The organism is Mesorhizobium sp. M4B.F.Ca.ET.203.01.1.1, assembly GCF_004791025.1.
GTDB lineage: Bacteria > Pseudomonadota > Alphaproteobacteria > Rhizobiales > Rhizobiaceae > Mesorhizobium > Mesorhizobium abyssinicae.
In genome coordinates, this window is sequence record NZ_SRUO01000002.1 from 366,721 (window position 1) to 381,873 (window position 15,153).

15 protein-coding genes are annotated in these 15,153 nt (G+C 65.4%); 2 read left to right on the forward strand and 13 right to left on the reverse strand.

Annotation, left to right across the window (positions count from 1 at the left end; genetic code table 11):
- Positions 1-311: 311 nt before the first annotated feature.
- From EN846_RS05085 to EN846_RS05140, 12 genes are all read right to left on the reverse strand, one after another.
- On the reverse strand, positions 312-1,349 hold the full coding sequence (locus EN846_RS05085; protein WP_127309035.1) for an ROK family protein: 1,038 nt from the start codon (positions 1,347-1,349) through the stop codon (positions 312-314).
- Positions 1,349-2,071 (reverse strand): ribulose-phosphate 3-epimerase, encoded by a 723-nt coding sequence (locus EN846_RS05090; protein ID WP_127309036.1) that lies wholly within the window; start codon positions 2,069-2,071, stop codon positions 1,349-1,351. The genes EN846_RS05085 and EN846_RS05090 overlap by 1 nt, the downstream gene beginning before the upstream one ends.
- A complete protein-coding gene (locus EN846_RS05095; RefSeq protein WP_127309037.1) occupies positions 2,068-2,886 on the reverse strand; it encodes an alpha/beta fold hydrolase in 819 nt (272 codons plus the stop codon). Before EN846_RS05095 ends, EN846_RS05090 begins: the two co-directional genes overlap by 4 nt.
- Positions 2,886-3,704 (reverse strand): sugar phosphate isomerase/epimerase, encoded by an 819-nt coding sequence (locus EN846_RS05100; protein ID WP_127309038.1) that lies wholly within the window; start codon positions 3,702-3,704, stop codon positions 2,886-2,888. Before EN846_RS05100 ends, EN846_RS05095 begins: the two co-directional genes overlap by 1 nt.
- A complete protein-coding gene (locus tag EN846_RS05105; protein ID WP_127391401.1) occupies positions 3,704-4,780 on the reverse strand; it encodes a Gfo/Idh/MocA family oxidoreductase in 1,077 nt (358 codons plus the stop codon). Before EN846_RS05105 ends, EN846_RS05100 begins: the two co-directional genes overlap by 1 nt.
- 4 nt (positions 4,781-4,784) lie before the next feature.
- Complete coding sequence (locus EN846_RS05110) at positions 4,785-5,606, reverse strand: sugar phosphate isomerase/epimerase (RefSeq protein ID WP_127309040.1); 822 nt, start codon at positions 5,604-5,606, stop codon at positions 4,785-4,787.
- Between the two features lie 62 nt (positions 5,607-5,668).
- Entirely contained in the window at positions 5,669-6,511 is an 843-nt protein-coding gene (locus EN846_RS05115) for a carbohydrate ABC transporter permease (protein WP_127309041.1), read from the reverse strand.
- 5 nt (positions 6,512-6,516) lie between these two features.
- Positions 6,517-7,413 (reverse strand): sugar ABC transporter permease, encoded by an 897-nt coding sequence (locus tag EN846_RS05120; protein ID WP_127309042.1) that lies wholly within the window; start codon positions 7,411-7,413, stop codon positions 6,517-6,519.
- Between the two features lie 131 nt (positions 7,414-7,544).
- Entirely contained in the window at positions 7,545-8,792 is a 1,248-nt protein-coding gene (locus EN846_RS05125) for a sugar ABC transporter substrate-binding protein (RefSeq protein ID WP_127391400.1), read from the reverse strand.
- 111 nt (positions 8,793-8,903) lie between these two features.
- Positions 8,904-10,049, reverse strand: coding sequence for an ABC transporter ATP-binding protein (locus tag EN846_RS05130; protein WP_127309044.1), 1,146 nt, complete (start codon positions 10,047-10,049; stop codon positions 8,904-8,906).
- Positions 10,030-10,989 carry a PfkB family carbohydrate kinase gene (locus tag EN846_RS05135; protein ID WP_127309045.1) on the reverse strand — a complete coding sequence of 320 codons (960 nt, stop codon included), beginning with the start codon at positions 10,987-10,989 and terminating at the stop codon, positions 10,030-10,032. The genes EN846_RS05130 and EN846_RS05135 overlap by 20 nt, the downstream gene beginning before the upstream one ends.
- 3 nt (positions 10,990-10,992) lie before the next feature.
- Positions 10,993-11,793, reverse strand: coding sequence for a class I fructose-bisphosphate aldolase (locus EN846_RS05140; RefSeq protein WP_127309046.1), 801 nt, complete (start codon positions 11,791-11,793; stop codon positions 10,993-10,995).
- A 180-nt stretch (positions 11,794-11,973) separates the two neighbouring features.
- On the opposite strand from EN846_RS05140, the gene EN846_RS05145 reads away from it, so the two are divergent.
- Both EN846_RS05145 and EN846_RS05150 read left to right on the forward strand, forming a co-directional pair.
- Complete coding sequence (locus EN846_RS05145) at positions 11,974-13,122, forward strand: Gfo/Idh/MocA family oxidoreductase (protein WP_127391399.1); 1,149 nt, start codon at positions 11,974-11,976, stop codon at positions 13,120-13,122.
- A gap of 14 nt (positions 13,123-13,136) precedes the next feature.
- A complete protein-coding gene (locus tag EN846_RS05150) occupies positions 13,137-14,099 on the forward strand; it encodes an alpha/beta hydrolase (protein ID WP_127282929.1) in 963 nt (320 codons plus the stop codon).
- A 27-nt stretch (positions 14,100-14,126) separates the two neighbouring features.
- Here EN846_RS05150 and EN846_RS05155 read toward each other — a convergent pair whose 3' ends face one another.
- The gene (locus EN846_RS05155) at positions 14,127-15,149 is read right to left on the reverse strand and encodes a LacI family DNA-binding transcriptional regulator (RefSeq protein WP_127310598.1); all 1,023 of its coding nucleotides are present in this window, start codon (positions 15,147-15,149) and stop codon (positions 14,127-14,129) included.
- Between the last annotated feature and the right edge of the window lie 4 nt (positions 15,150-15,153).

Genomic DNA, 15,153 nt, shown 5'->3' on the forward strand with positions numbered 1-15,153 from the left:
TGCCAGCATTTCCGCATGTTTTAGAAAAATTTGACACGCGTCAAGAATTAAAGTGGTGTGCAGCGTGTTTTAATGTGCTGCGGTGCGGTAGGAGACGGCTGCGCCTTCTTGTTTCGTCATCCACGGGCGGAGCGGGAACGAAGCGGACGCGCAGACCCGAGGATCCATGCCGCTCCTTGCATGCGTCGCAGCGGTGCAGAACGTATGATTCTGCAGCGCCCTGTCGTTCGAAAGTCACGGGTGTGGATCCAGGGTCTCCGCGACGTCGCTTCGCTTCTGCTCTCGCCCTGGAATGACGAAGAAGGGTCTGCTCAGGCCCGCGGCGCCAACGCTGGCTCATCCTGCCCGCCGGCGCCGCTCCTGGTCTCGTCGTTCTGCACCATCGCCAGCGCCGTGCCGGGCTCGCCCTCCCACAGGATCAGGCTGGCCGCGCCGACCAGGCCCGCCCGGTCGCCGAGCTCGGCCGGCACGATCGGCACGTCGCGGTAGGCCGGCATGGCGCGCTCCTCGACCGTCGCCCTGATCCCCGGAGCCAAAAGGTCGAAGCCATTGGCGAGGCCGCCACCCATCACGATCAGGTCCGGCGAATAGAGATGCAGAAGATTGGTGAAGCCGATGCCGAGCCATCTGGCTTCCGCCTCGACCAGTTGGCGGGCGGTCGCGTCGCCCGTCCGCGCGGCCTCGACGACATGGCGGGCGGAGATGTCGCCGTCCTTCGCAAGGCGCCGGAGCAGCGATCCGTCGCCGGGCGCTGTCAGCCGCGTCGCCTGGCGCCCGAGCGCCGTGCCGGAGGCGACCGCTTCGAAGCAGCCGACCGCGCCGCAGAAGCAGCGGTCGCCTTCGCCGGTGATTGTCATGTGGCCGATCTCGGCCGCCAGCCCGCGCCTGCCGTGATAGATGTGGCCGTCGGCGACCACGCCGCCGCCGATGCCGGTCGAGACGGTGACGAACACCAGCGATCCGGTGCCGCGGCCGGCGCCGAAGCGCCATTCGCCGAGCGCTGCCGCATTGGCGTCGTTCTCCAGCCGCACCGGCAAGCCGAACTGCCGGCTGAGGATGTCGATCAGCGGCACATTGTGCCAGCCGGCCAGAGTCGGCGGTCCGATGACGATGCCCGCCTTGGGGTCGAGCGGGCCGGGCGCGCACATGCCGATGCCGACGACCTTGGCCTGCGGGTGCTGCTTGAGCAATTTGTCCGCCAGCGTGATGATCTGGCCGATCACCGCCTCCGATCCGGCACCTGCAAGCGTCGGCGCCGAGACGCGGACGATGACGTCGCCGCTGCGCTCGACCAGCGCGCCGCGCAGCTCCGTGCCGCCGAGATCGAAAGCGAGCGCGACCGTGTTCATCACGCGGCGGCCTTCAGCCCGTGCAGCCAGGCCATGCGCTGCGCGAGGTCGGGGTCGCCGAAGGCAAGCGAGCCAAGCACCACCGTGTCGGCGCCGGCGGCGCGCAAGCTGGGCACCGTCTCGTGGCGGATGCCGCCGTCGGCGGCAAGGATGATATCGGCCTCGCGCCCGGCCTTCCTGATCAGCGCGCGCGCCTCGATCAGGCGCGGACAGGCCTGCTCCGACAGGCTCTGGCCCTTGACGCCGATCGACGTGCCGAGAAGCGTCACGAACGCCACCTCTGCCAGGAACGGGACGATTGCCGCGACAGGCGTTTCCAGCCGCAGCACGACGCCGGCCTCGGCGCCGAGTTCACGCGCCAGCCGCACGGCGCGTAGGCCCGCTTCGCCATTCTCGGCGTGGATGGTGACGAGGTCGGCGCCGGCCTCGATGAACTGGCGCGTCTGCGCCTCGACGATCTCGGCCTCGACCATCAGATGCACATGGATCGGCTTCGCCGTCAGCCTGGCGATGCGCGCCACGAGGTCGGGGAAGAACAGGAAGCCGGGGGTGAAGCGGGCATCCGCGACGTCGACGTGATGCAGGTCGGCATAGGCCTCGATGCGCTTCAGGTCGCGCTCCATATTGGCGAGGTCGGCCGACCACAGCGAGAATTCGCCGAGCAGCCTGTTGCGCGGCAGGGCGGCGATTGCGGCGGGGCCGGAGAGGGATTTGCTGGTCATGACGGAATGAGGCTCCGGACTTTCGAGTGGGACTGGAGGAACGTGGTGATCTCAGTGTGCAACTCACTGAAATGCTGCTTGCTGTCGCGGGCCTTGGGTGTGACCTCGGCGAAAACCGCGTTTGGCATCGTGGCGGCAAGCGTGTAGGCGCTCGACAGCGGATGGACAGCGTCCATGGCATTGCCGACGAACAGCGCCGGAATGGCGAGCGCGGCCACTTCGTGTTGCGAAACACCCGGTCCGTCGGCGGCAATATTGGCCAGCACCTGCGCGAAGGCCTTGGCGTCGGGCCGGTCGAAATAGCCGAGCAGCGAGGAAAGATTGTCGGGCGCCTCGTGATAGAGGCGCGTGGCCGTCGCCGTTTGCGCGAAGATCGTCCTCGCCTTGTCGGGCCCATGCTCGAGGATCAGTTCGGCGACCTCGGCTATGGGCTGCATGTTCGGCGGTGCCGCCGCGAAGGTCCAGGCAGGCCGCACCATGACCAGGGCGGCGACGCGTTTCGGATGGCGGCAGGCCAGCCGCAGCGCGATCCCGGCGCCCATCGAGACGCCGCCGGCAATGAAGCGGTCGAGGCCGGCCCGATCGGCGGCCGCGAGAACGTCGTCGGCGAACATGTCGAAGGAAAACGGGCGCCGCTCGCCAAGGCCGGAGCCGCCATGCCCGCGGCATTCCAGCGTGATGCGGCGGAAGCCGGCGGGGAAGGTCTGGGCGACCTGCGCCTCGCCGCCACCCAGCCCATGCTGGAAGACGACCGCCAGACCTTCGCCGGCGTCGGTGAACCGCAGCGTGGCGCCGTCGCGAGAGAGCGTCGCCATCACACCAGCCCCTTCAGGAAACGGGCGACACCGGGCGCTTCCTCGGCGGAAAGCCCATGCGTCACCAGCGGCCCATCGAAGCCGGTGCGCTTCAGCCGGGTGATGAAGTCGGCAAAGTCGACCACGCCGTGGCCGGCCGTGGCGAAGCGGGCGTCGGCGAAACGGTCCTTGGCATGCGCCATGGCGACATGACCGGCCGTGCGTTCGACCGCATCGGCGACGATGGCGCGCGCCTGTGCGGCATCCGCCTGCTCGAAGAGGTTCGCCGGATCGAGCACGACGCGCAGCCGCTTCGAGCCCATCTCGGCGATCAGGCGCGTCGCGTCGGCGGCGGAGGTGACGATGTTGGCCTGCTCGGGCTCGATTCCGAGGTCGACGCCGTGGCGCTCGGCAATCTCGAGCGCCTTCTCCATCTGGCGCGCCATATCGGCCCAGGCCGAGGGGTCGGCATTGTCGGGGTGATGCGCCCACTGGTCGTCGGGGTTGCGTGTTCCGGTGCAGAGCGTCACCAGCGGCGTGGAAAGCCTGGCGGCCGCCTCGATCACCAGCGCCAGCCGGCGCAAGCCGTCGTGGCGCACCGCCTTGTCCGGATGCGCCATGTTGTAGGTGCCCGACAACGCGACAAGGGCCACGCCCGAAGCTTCGGCGGCGGCCTTGATAGTCCGGATTGCCTCGTCGGGGACGGCATCCGGCATCGATGGCAGGCCGGCGCAGGCGAGATTGAACTGGGTGACCGCGAAGCCCGCATCGCGCACGGACGCAAGCACGCCGGCCGGCTCGGTGCCCGGAAAGGTCTTGGCGAACACCCCGACCTGCATCAGACCGCTCCCGTCACGCTGGCGATCTCGACGCGCTCGCCGCTCTCGACCGAGCGGGCGATCGCCACCATGGCGCGGATCGAGGCGAGCCCGTCCTCGACATTGGCGCCGCGCATCGGCTTGCCGTCGAGCACGGTTTCGGCGAGGCCTTCGATCTGGCGCCGGAAGAAGTGGCCGTCGGCGCCGAGCGGCTTGCGCGAGGTCGCGTCCTTCTCGTGGAAGATGTCGACCTCGCTCGCCCGGAAATACCAGGGATTGAAGGTCTTCGCGATCACGGAGCCGTTCTCGCCATAGAGCTGGAAACCTTCGTGCCAGTCCAGACGCACGGCAACGGTGAGATCGAGATGGCCGAGGGCGCCATTGGCGAACTCGGTTTCGACGAACCAGCAATAGGCGCCGAAGCGCTCGTTGAGGCGCGCCCGCACGGCGGTGATCTCGCCGGCGAGGAAGCGCGCCGTGTCGACCAGATGCGAGCCGTGCGCCAGCATGAAATATTGCCTGAGATCGGCTTTCGGGTTGCCGGCCGGCTTCCGCGCCAGCTTGCTGGTCACCGGCAGCGGCTGCACCGCGTCGGTGTTGGTGTAGCGATGCGTGGAATCGCAATACCAGGCCTTCAGCGCCAGGATCTCGCCCATCTCGTCGCGGACGAAATCGCGCGCCGCTTCCAGCGCCGGATCGAAGCGCTTCATGTGCCCGACCTGCAGCACCTTGCCCGAGCGCTTGACCGCTTCGGCCAGCTTCTCGCCTTCCTCGACCGAGACGCCGATCGGCTTTTCGCACAGCACATGCTTGCCGGCCTCCAGCGCCTTGATCGACATCGGCACGTGATAGGCATCCGACGTGGCGACGATCACCGCTTCCAGCGCGGGGTCGGCGAGCATCTCGTCAAAGTCGCCATACATCTTCTGCGGCTCATAGGTCGCGCCCATGCGCCCAAGCAGGTCGGGCGCGGCGTCGCAGATCGCGTAGAGGTCGGCGTTGCTCGCCTTCGCGCAGGATTCCAGATGCGCGAACTGCGCGATCGGCCCGCAGCCGAGCACACCGACACGAAGGCGACGGTCTTGCTTGCGGATCATCGTCTCAGGCTCCGTATCCGCGCATGGTCTGGCGGTTGGTCTTGACCGCGCCGGCTGGATCGGCGGCGGCGGTCTCGGATTCCTCCTCCAGCACCAGCCAACCGTTGAAGTTGGGCGCCGCGCTCGCGATCTCGATCACCTTCGCCGTGTCGCAGACACCCTTGCCGAGCATCGCCCAGGTGCCGCCGGCGTCGACGTCCTTCAGGTGCACGTAGCGGATGCGGTCACGGTAGGTGGTGAGCGTGTCGGCCATGTCCTTGTGGCCGCGCAATATGTGCCCGGTGTCCGGCACCCAGCCGACCAGCGAGGCGTCCAGCAGGGAAAAGATGCGGTCGTAGTCGGCGCGGTCGAAGAGCAGCGTGTTGTGGTGCGAGCTTGGATGCACCGCGACCTGGACGCCGACCTCGCGGCCGATCTCGCCGGCCTTGCTATAGAATTCCGCCGCAATGGCGAACTTGTCGTCGCGCGGCCCGTCGGAGACGACGGTCGCCGAGCCCATCGAGACAAGCGCGCCCGGAAAGGCCGCGGCAAAGTCGATCCAGCGCCTTGCGGTTTCGAGGTCGGCGCCAATCTGGTCCTTCAGCGTGAAGCCGCTCTTTGAACCGAAGGCGAAGGAGACCAGCGTCAGGCCGGTGGCCTTCAGCGCGGCGGCAAATTCCGCCGGCTTGCCGGCGTAGCGGCCGATCATCGTGTCGGTGATCTCGATGCCGGCATAGCCGCCATTGGAAATGGCCTTCAGGAGATCGTCCGGGCCGCCGGCAAAACGGTCTCCGAGCATTTCCCAGGTGAAGGTCTGGCAGCCGACTTTGAGGTCTTTCACGTTCATCCTTTCAATCCTTGATACCGCCCATTCCGTGATGTCGCTTTGCGTCTTCATGGGATGGACGTCTACTTGACCGAGCCCGCGGTCATCCCGGCGAGGAAGTACCTCTGGGCAAGAAGGTAGATGAGCAGGAGCGGCAGCGAGCCGAGCACGCTCATCGCCATCATCTGGTTCCATTCGAAAGCGTGCTGCCCCATCAGCAGCTGGATGCCGATCGGGACCGTGCGCATGGATGTCGACTTCGTCAGCGTCAGCGCGAAGAGGAACTCGTTCCAGCACAACAGGAAGGTATAGACCGAGGTCGCCACGATGCCGGGAAGCGAGATCGGGACGATCACCCGCCAGAGTGCGGTCCAGCTGCTGCCGCCGTCGACGGCGACGGCCTCGTCGAGATCGCGCGGCAAGGTGTTGAGATACCCGGTCATCAGCAGGATCGCGTAGGGCAGCGTGAACACCAGATAGGTCACGATCAGCGCGACATAGGTGTCGAAGATGCCATACGAGACGACTAGCCCGAAGAAGGGGATCAGAAGCGTGATCGGCGGAATCGTCTGCGTGCTGATGATGAGCGTGTTCAGGCTGCCCTTGCCGCGGAAGTTGAAGCGGCTGAACCCATAGGCTGCCAGCAACGCGATCAGCACCGTCAGCACGGTCACTGCTCCGGCAACGAAATAGCTGTTGAAGAAGAAGCGCAGTTTTACTGGGTCGCCAAGGATGGCCGCATACGCTTCCAGCGTGAAGGCCTTCGGCAGGATGGTTGGCGGCAGGGCAAAGATTTCGGTATTCGATTTGAACGAACTGGTCAGCATCCAGTAGATCGGGAAAGCCGCGAAAAACAGCCCGGCGGCAAGCGCGACATGCAGCGCGACGGTGATCAGTCGATCTTTCGGTGTGTGCCTTTTCCTCATGGTGACTACCGAGCCTTCTGATAACGGATGTAGAACAGCGTCAGGCCAAGAGAGATCAGCAGGATGATCACGGCGCTCGCCGCCGCCTGGGACAGGTTGTAGCTCGAGAACGCCAGCTTGTAGGTGTAGGTGCTCAGCACCTCGGTCGAGTAGATCGGACCGCCGCCCGTCGTTATCCAGATCAACGGGAAGACCTGCATGGTCCAGATGAAATCGAGCAGCGAGATGCTGATGATGATCGGCATCAGCTGCGGAATGGTGATGAAGATCAGCTTCTGGTAGGCCTTCGCGCCGTCGATGTCGGCGGCCTCGTAGAAATCCTTGGGAATGCCCTGCAGGCCCGCGAGCAGGCTGACCATGAAAAGCGGGTACCCCGCCCAGATATTGGCGAAGGTGACGGCGTGCAGCGCCGTCTCGGGCGAGGAAAACCACTCGACCTTGGAACCGATGATGCCCAATTGCATGAGGATGCTGTTCACGACGCCGTTGGGCTCGAGCAGCAGGCGCCAGATCACCGCGATGATCACGGCGGTGAACAGCCAGGGCAGGATGTAGAGCACGCGCAGGATATTGCGCAGCGTCGGATTGATGCGGTCGCTGTTCAGCATGAGCGCGAAGATCATGCCGATGGTCATGTGGAAGACGACGCTCATGCAGGTGAAGTAGAGCGTGTGCCACAGCGAAGCCCAGAACACGGGATCGGCAAAGATCGCCTGGTAGTGTTTCAGTCCGGCAAAGGAAGGGTCGCGCCGCAGCACCGCGCTGTTCTGGAACGAATAGCCAATCACCGTCACCATCGGCAGCAGCATCAGCAGGCTGATGATGATGAGCGAGGGCGACAGATAGAGATAGGGTGCGACCGCTCGTTTCAGCCGATGGTGGGAGCGCTTCTGCGGGGTCATATGCCAACCTTGGGATACGCCTTCAAGAGAAGGGGAGCTTCGGAAACGGGTCCGTCCGCATTGCCGATGCGTTGTTGCCGGGAGGCCTGCCCGAAGTCAGGCCGCCCGGTAGAGATCGCAAAACAGGCCGATCAGAATTTCGCCATCCAGCCCTTTTGAGCGTTGGCCGCGGCTTCTTCCGGAGATTGTTCGCCGGCGAGCATCTTCTGGGCTTGCACGTCGAACTGGGTCATCAGGTCTTCCGCCACCGGCAGGCCCGTGAACTCATTGGCAAGATAGCCGGTCTTGAAGATTTCGAAAGCCTTGCCGAATGCCTTGTCGGAGGTCACGAAATCTGGCTTGGCGTTGACGTTGCCGGGGAAGGCGTTGGCAAGCGACACGAGCTTGGCGTTCACCTTTTCGCTCATCAGATACTGGACGAGTTTCCAGGCCTCTTCCTGATGTTTCGAGCCCGCGGAGATGCCGATGCCCCAGGAGGCGTATGGCAGGCCGCGCTTGCCGTCGTAGTTTTCCACGACCGGGACCGGGATCAGGTCGAAGTTCAGATTGGGATTGCGTTTGCGGATGAGGTTCACATGCGCGAGCGAGTCGATCATCATCCCGACCCGGTCGTTGACGAATTCCTCGACCTTTTCCTGTTCGGTTTTGGTGGCGATGCCGGGCGAGATGGTGCCCGCGTCATTAAGCGATTTGACGAAGGTCAGCATATCCACCACCGGCTTGGCCTCGAGAGCGGGCTTGCCGTCCGCCATCATCGATTGACCCGACGCCCAGACCCACGACATCATGTCGTTCTGGACACCGGACGGCGTCTGCAGCGACAGCGGCAACACCCAGCCATACTGGTTCTTGTCGGCCTGGGTCATCTTCTTGGCGGCTTCGAGGAACTCCGCGCGGGTCGACGGCAGCTTGGTGACGCCCGCCTTGGCGGCGAGGTCCAAATTCACGAAGACCGGATAGACGAACGAAGCCACGGGAAACATCACCGCTTTGCCGTCCACCTTGATGATGTCCGCGACCTGGGCTTTGTCGAAGCCGCTCGCATCCATCATCGGGTTCATGTCGGCCAGCGCGTTCTGCGCGTTCAGATTGTTGACCCAGGCGCCGTCGAGACCAACGACGTCGCTAAGCGTTCCCGTCGCAGCACCAACCGAGATCTGGTCTCGCGTGGTCGCATAGGGGCCGCTGACCAGCGTCACCTTGATCCCGGGATTCGCGGCCTCGAATTCGTCCATGATTTTCCGCAGCGAGCCGGCGGGCAGCTCAGGCTCCCACCATTGGGTGAACTCCAGCGTCGTGTCCGCCATGGCGCCGGTTGCGCCAAGCAACCATGCGGCCGCGGCCATTTTCAGCACCGCGGGTCTTATCCGAAACGTCATTTTCTCCTCCTTCTTTAAGATCGGCTGCACAATGCGGACGATCGTCTGGTTTATTCAGAAGTCTTCATTCGCGGGCGCCTCGCTCTCGCCCGCCGGCTCTGCCGCAATTCTTCAGATCGCCAGATGCGTCTCGGGATCGAAGAAATGGAGCTTGCTGTCATCCAGGGCCAACCGGATTTCCGAGCCGGAGCGGACTGCGCTGTCCGGTTCGAATTTCGCCACCGCGTTCGACGTCAGGCCGTAATCCTCCACCGCGTCCGGGTCGCCGGAGTCCACCCGGACCGCGTCGATGTTCAGATGGACGATATGTTCCGACCCGAGTTCCTCGATCGAGGTCACCTTTGCCGGTATCGTCTGATACTTGCGGCCGGATTCGAGGCTGCTGTCATAGAGATGCTCCGGGCGGATCCCGAACACGACCTTGCGCCCCGCATACGACCTCAAGCCCGGCCTGCGCACGAAGGCTGCATCCTGCAGCCGGACGCCGAAGGTGCCGGACGTCAGTTCGTCGCCCGTCAGGGTCGCCTCGAAAAGGTTCATCGAAGGAGAACCGATGAAGCCGGCAACGAAGGCGTTCACCGGCGATTCATAGAGCCGCTTGGGTGTGTCGACCTGCTGCAGCACGCCGCCCTTCAACACCGCGACCCTGTCACCCATCGTCATCGCTTCGGTCTGGTCGTGGGTCACGTATATGGTCGTGACGCCGAGCTGCTTTTGCAGGCTGGTGATTTCCGCGCGCATCTGGACACGCAGTTTCGCGTCCAGATTGGAAAGGGGTTCGTCCATGAGAAAGGCGGCCGGCTCGCGCACCATGGCGCGGCCCATGGCAACCCTTTGACGCTGTCCGCCTGAAAGGTTCGCGGGTTTGCTGTCCAGCAGCGACGTCAGCTGCAGGGTCTTGGCGATCTCGTCCACGCGCTTCCTGCGCTCGGCCTTCGGCTTGCCCGCCAGCCGCATCGAAAAGGCGATGTTTTCGAACACTGTCATGTGCGGGTAGAGCGCATAGCTCTGGAAGACCATGGCAATGTCGCGGTCCTTGGGCGGCATGTCGACGACGTCGACGCCGCCGATCCGAAGGCTGCCGCTGGTGACGTCCTCCAGCCCCGCGATCATTCGCAACGCGGTGGATTTACCGCAGCCGGACGGGCCGACGAGGATCAGGAACTCGCCGTCCTCGACCGACAGGTTCAATTGGTCGATGGCGTGAAAATTGTTCCCGTAGGTCTTGCAGATATTCTCAAGAATGACTTCTGCCATCTTCCTCCTCCACAAGTCTCAGTTCGACCGCTGACGGAGCGTTCGCAGAGGTCAGAAGTTTCGTGACCTGGTCGTTGGTGGGCAGCGCTTCGCGCCCGCCACGTCCCGTTACGGACAGGGCTGCGGCCGCGGCCGCGAACGCGACCCGGCCTGCGGTGTCGGCCCCGCGCGTCAATGCATGGGCATAGGCGCCATGAAAGCAGTCACCGGCGCCGGTCGAGTCGACGACGTCAACCCGGTGCGGGGGCAGGTGCCAGAGCCCTGTCTCGTCGCGCCCGCGATAGTAGACGCCCCTGCCGCCATCGGTCAGAACCACGGCGGACCGCGACGGCAACCATAGCGCATCGAGCATCTCGGCCGGCGATCGGCGGCCCGTGGCAGTCCGCGCAAAGCCGAGGGGAAGAATGAGATGGTCGCAGAGCGCGATCAGCCTCTGGGTGTCCGGGCCGCTGCTCCATTCGATATCGCCGAGGATCGCAAGGCCGAGATCGCGAGCCCGGGCCACGACATCCAGCGACCGGATCGCGTAGCTATCGACGATCAGGACGGCTGCCCGGCTGAGGATATCGTCCGGAAAGTCCGGCGTGGTGCCCAGCATCGCTTCGTCGTCATAGGCGATGAACCGTTCCCCGTCCGAGCCGACTGTGATGCGCGAGCGCACCGGGCGCGCGTCCGGGTGGCGCGGTGCGAATGCGGTTTCAACGCCGCTCGCAACGAGATCGCACAGCACGGCGTCGTCCGCGGCACTGCCCAGCCATCCGACAAACCCGGCGGTTCCGCCGAGCCGCGCGACGGCGGCCAGCGCCGTCGCGACATTTCCGCCGAAAGCCCGGGCACTTTGCAGAACCTTTCCCTTGCCCGCCGACAACGGCTGATCGACATAGACGATGTCGTCGATCGCAATAGCGCCGAAGCCGAGGATCGAGGGGACGGCGGGCATGGTTCAGGCACCCGCCTTCGCCAGGGCGTCTTTTGCCGACAGGCCGTCATGGATGACGCCGCGAAAGGCAAGCGCCGCCTTCTGCGGATCGCCATGCCCCCAGAGATTGCGGCCGACCACGGCACCGCGCGCGCCGGCACGGATGGCGTCCGCCGTCTGCTGAAGCGCGCCGAGCAGCGTATCGGTCTTCGGACCACCCGCGATCACAACCGGCACCGGGCAGGTCCGGACGGTCTCTCGGAACGACTCGAAATCGCCCGTGTAGCCGATCTTGATCACGTCGACGCCGGACTCGTAGCCGATGCGCGCCGCATAGGCGATCTCGTCGGGGGTGAAGACGATTTTCGCCCCGTCGGTGAAATCGCGAGGGTAGATATGCGCCACCACCGGCATGCCGTAGCGAGCCGCCGCGTTCACCGAATCGGTCAGCCAGCGTATGTACTTGCCCTCGGTCGCGCCGCGCACCGGAATGGCCACTGCCAATGCATCGGCCCCCGCGCGCACCGCATCCTCGGGCGTTGCGATCAGCTCGCTGATGCGATCGTCCGGAGTGAAGCAGCCCGCCTGGATCACCAGGGAAGCCTTGCCCGCATATTGCGGCCACAAATGGCGGGCGGTGCCAGGCTGGATGCTGACATAGTCGGGTTTGCCCGCCATGACGCGCGCCAGCGCCCCCGGCAGGTCGGCAAGGCCGCCTTTGCGCACGTCGCCATAGCCGACGAAGTGGTCGACCGCGCCGCCAAAAAGGTTCCCCGATGGATGCGAGAAGAGGCGCGCAAGGCGCACCTTGGTTCCGAGGCTCATGAGTTCAAAATTCCCCAATCGGTTGTTTTCAAAATCCTGCTGCGTCAGCGTTTTCATATGCTCCATAAAATTTTTACGCGCGTCAAGAATTAAAATGTTGTATAGCGGCTTTCGATTGTGATCCATTGCTTGCGCCAGGGTGCGGCCAAGCCGTGGCCGCGTTGGGAGGTACGATCGAAAATGCACGGAAAATCAAAGACAAAGCTCGGCATCGGTGTCATCGGATGCGGCAACATCTCGATGACCTATCTGCGCAATGCGGCTCTGTTCGGCGGGATGGAGTTGCGCGCCTGTGCCGACATTTCCGCCGACATGGCGGCGCTCCGTGCCAAGGAATACGGCATCCGCGCGCTCGGCGTCGACGCGTTGCTGGCCGACCCGGACATCGACCTTGTCCTCAACCTGACGATACCGGCGGCGCACTTCGACATCTCGTTCTCGGCGCTTTCGGCCGGCAAGCACGTCTTCACCGAAAAGCCGCTGGCAACCTCGGCCGGCGACGGCCGCCGGCTGGTCGCCGAAGCAGCCAGCCGCGGCCTGCTGCTCGGCTCGGCTCCCGACACCTTCCTCGGTGCCGCCGGGCGCCGCGCGCGCCGCCTGATGGATGAGGGCGCCATCGGCCGCGCGGTGACCGGCACCGCCTTCATGATGGGGCGCGGCATGGAGCACTGGCATCCCAATCCGCAATTCTACTACCAGCCCGGCGGCGGCCCGGTCTTCGACATGGGCCCTTACTACCTGACGATGCTGGTCAACCTGCTCGGCCCGGTCGCCAGCGTCATGGCCATGGCGACGCGCGGCCAGGAGGAGCGGCTGATCACCGCCGACGGTCCCTTCAAAAACACCAGCTTCAAGGTCGGCACGCCGACCAACATCCTGTCGCTGCTCGAATTCCGCTCCGGCGCCAGCGTCACCTTCGGCGCCTCCTGGGATGTCTTCAGGCACTCCAACCATCCGATCGAACTGCACGGCACCGAGGGCTCGCTGAGACTCCCCGATCCCGACACGTTCGGCGGCACCGTCTCGCTGTCGGCGCGCGGCGCCGAGTGGAAGGATTTCGAGAGCGACAGCGAGCTCTACGGCGCGCGCAACTGGCCCTATGCCGCGCCCGACCGCGCCAACTACCGCATGCTCGGTGTCGCCGATCTGGTCCGGTCGCTGTCCGAGGGCAGGAGGCCGCGCGCCTCCGGCGAACTGGCGCTGCATGTGCTGGAGATCATGGAGGCGATCCTCGCCTCGGGCGAGCGCCGCGGATCGGTTGCTGTCAATGGCACCGTCGACCAGCCGCCGCTTCTCGCCGAGGACGAGGCGACGAGCCTGCTGGCCTGACGGGAGGCCGCCCGATGACGACATCGCCCTCGACGGCAGCCGGGCTCGATCCGCAAGCCCGCCACGTGCTCGATCTCGGCCGGCAGGCCGCCGCCCCGCCGTTCGAGACCGGCACGCCCGAAGAGGCGCGCCGCGCCTATGACCAGGGCTCTCCGGACCTGCAGGGCGAGCGCGAGCCGGTCGGCCTGGTCGGCGAGCGCACGCTCGCCGGACCCGGCGGATCGCTGGTGGTAAGAATCTATCGCGGGCAGGGGGCTCCGTCCCGGGCTGCTCCCGCGCTGCTCTATCTGCACGGCGGTGGCTGGGTGATCGGCAATCTCGACTCGCATGACGAGATCTGCCGCTGGTTCGCCAACATCGCGGCATGCGTCGTCGTTTCGCCCGCCTACAGGCTGGCGCCGGAGCACAAGTTTCCGGCGGCGGTCGAGGACTGCCGCGCCGCGCTCTCCTTCATGCGGGATGAGGCCGCCGCTCTCGGCATCGATGCTGGGCGCATCGCCGTTGCGGGCGACAGCGCCGGCGGCAATCTCGCCGCCGTGCTCAGCCTGCTCGCGCGGGACGACCGGATTCCGGTGACCGCACAGCTTCTGCTCTACCCCAACACCGATGCCGCGCAGACGGCGGACAGTTACCGACGCTTCGCCGAGGGTTTCGGCCTGACCGCCTCGACCATGGCATGGTTCCGCGACCAATATGTTCGCGACGCCGGCGACATCGACGACTGGCGCGTCTCGCCGCTGAAGACCAAAGGCCTTGCCGGTGCCGCCCCCGCCTTCGTCGCCATCGCCGGCCACGACATCCTCGCCGACGAGGGCGAGGCCTATGCCAGGCGTCTCCATAACGACGGCGTGCCGGTGGTGCTCAAGCGCTGGCCGGGCCAGATCCACGGCTTCGTCTCGATGGGCCGCCACGGCCCGGCATCGCGGCAGGCTGTCGAGGCGGCGGTCGCCGCCTGGCGGAGCTTCGATCCCGGTTGAGTTGGGTCGGGTCTGTCGAGGTTCAGGTCACGCCGACTGGCGCATCACCAGCGTCGCGTCGAGATTGACCTTGGGCGCCACCGCCGTCCCGTCCTCGTTGAGCAGCCCCAGCAGCGTTTCGACGCTGCGCCCGGCCATGGCGGCGAAGTCCTGCGCCATGGTGGTGAGGCCGGGGCAGGTGTAGCGGCTGAGCGGATGATCGTCATGCGCCGCGACCCTGAGGTCGCAGTCCGCCTTGCGGCCGACCTTGATCCCCTTCGAGAAGGCGGCCGCCATCACGCCGAAGGCGAGACGATCGTTGTTGCACAGGATGGTCTTGCCCGGCAGGCCGCCACTGCCGAGCATCCTCTCGGTCTGTTCGTAGCCGATCCGCTCGAAATCCCAAGTGTAGTCCCTGGTATTGCCTATGACGATCGGCTCATGCCCGAGCCGCTTCATCGAGGCGACATAGCTGGCCAGCCGTTCGGGCGAGTTGTGGTTGACATGCGGGATGTCGAAATAGACCGGCGCGTCGCCCGATCGGCAGAGATACTCGACGATCGTCGCGACGCTCTGCGTGTTGTTGTTGCCGACGAAGGGCGTGCCGCCATCGAGATAAGTGTCGAAATAAACGATCGGGATGGCCTGCGTCAGCTTCTCCAGCGTGCGGTGATCGGAGCGCCGCCCGAGCGGCGCGACGAGCGCGCCGGAGACCTTCAAGGACAGGATGGTCCGCGTCGCCTCGACCTCGAGCTCGGTCGAGCCGTGCGAGGAAATGACGATCGGCCAATAGCCTTCGTCGCGCAGCCGAAGCTCGATGCGGCTGACCATTTCCGAATAGAACGGGTCGGTCACCGTCGGCACGACGATGCCGATGCTGCGGGTGCGCTTGCGGTTGAGGTTGCGGGCGAACAGATTCGGCTGATAGTCGGAGGAGCGCAGCGCCTCCTCGATGCGCTTTCTGGTCGCCGGCTTGACGCTGGTCGGATCGTCGAAATATTTCGACAGCGTCGGTCTGGAGACGCCGCAGGAACGGGCGAAATCCTCCATGGTCTTGTGCGTCATCGCCATTCCA

Excerpts from the sequence above, each read along its gene's own strand:
- EN846_RS05100 (WP_127309038.1), bottom strand. The coding sequence starts at position 3,704 with ATGCAGGTCGGGGTGTTCGCCAAGACCTTTCCGGGCACCGAGCCGGCC.
- EN846_RS05115 (WP_127309041.1), bottom strand. The coding sequence starts at position 6,511 with ATGAGGAAAAGGCACACACCGAAAGATCGACTGATCACCGTCGCGCTG.
- EN846_RS05130 (WP_127309044.1), bottom strand. The coding sequence starts at position 10,049 with ATGGCAGAAGTCATTCTTGAGAATATCTGCAAGACCTACGGGAACAAT.
- EN846_RS05145 (WP_127391399.1), top strand. The coding sequence starts at position 11,974 with ATGCACGGAAAATCAAAGACAAAGCTCGGCATCGGTGTCATCGGATGC.
- EN846_RS05110 (WP_127309040.1), bottom strand. The coding sequence starts at position 5,606 with ATGAACGTGAAAGACCTCAAAGTCGGCTGCCAGACCTTCACCTGGGAA.
- EN846_RS05105 (WP_127391401.1), bottom strand. The coding sequence starts at position 4,780 with ATGATCCGCAAGCAAGACCGTCGCCTTCGTGTCGGTGTGCTCGGCTGC.
- EN846_RS05090 (WP_127309036.1), bottom strand. The coding sequence starts at position 2,071 with ATGACCAGCAAATCCCTCTCCGGCCCCGCCGCAATCGCCGCCCTGCCG.
- EN846_RS05125 (WP_127391400.1), bottom strand. The coding sequence starts at position 8,792 with ATGACGTTTCGGATAAGACCCGCGGTGCTGAAAATGGCCGCGGCCGCA.
- EN846_RS05120 (WP_127309042.1), bottom strand. The coding sequence starts at position 7,413 with ATGACCCCGCAGAAGCGCTCCCACCATCGGCTGAAACGAGCGGTCGCA.
- EN846_RS05155 (WP_127310598.1), bottom strand. The coding sequence starts at position 15,149 with ATGGCGATGACGCACAAGACCATGGAGGATTTCGCCCGTTCCTGCGGC.
- EN846_RS05150 (WP_127282929.1), top strand. The coding sequence starts at position 13,137 with ATGACGACATCGCCCTCGACGGCAGCCGGGCTCGATCCGCAAGCCCGC.
- EN846_RS05085 (WP_127309035.1), bottom strand. The coding sequence starts at position 1,349 with ATGAACACGGTCGCGCTCGCTTTCGATCTCGGCGGCACGGAGCTGCGC.
- EN846_RS05140 (WP_127309046.1), bottom strand. The coding sequence starts at position 11,793 with ATGAGCCTCGGAACCAAGGTGCGCCTTGCGCGCCTCTTCTCGCATCCA.
- EN846_RS05135 (WP_127309045.1), bottom strand. The coding sequence starts at position 10,989 with ATGCCCGCCGTCCCCTCGATCCTCGGCTTCGGCGCTATTGCGATCGAC.
- EN846_RS05095 (WP_127309037.1), bottom strand. The coding sequence starts at position 2,886 with ATGGCGACGCTCTCTCGCGACGGCGCCACGCTGCGGTTCACCGACGCC.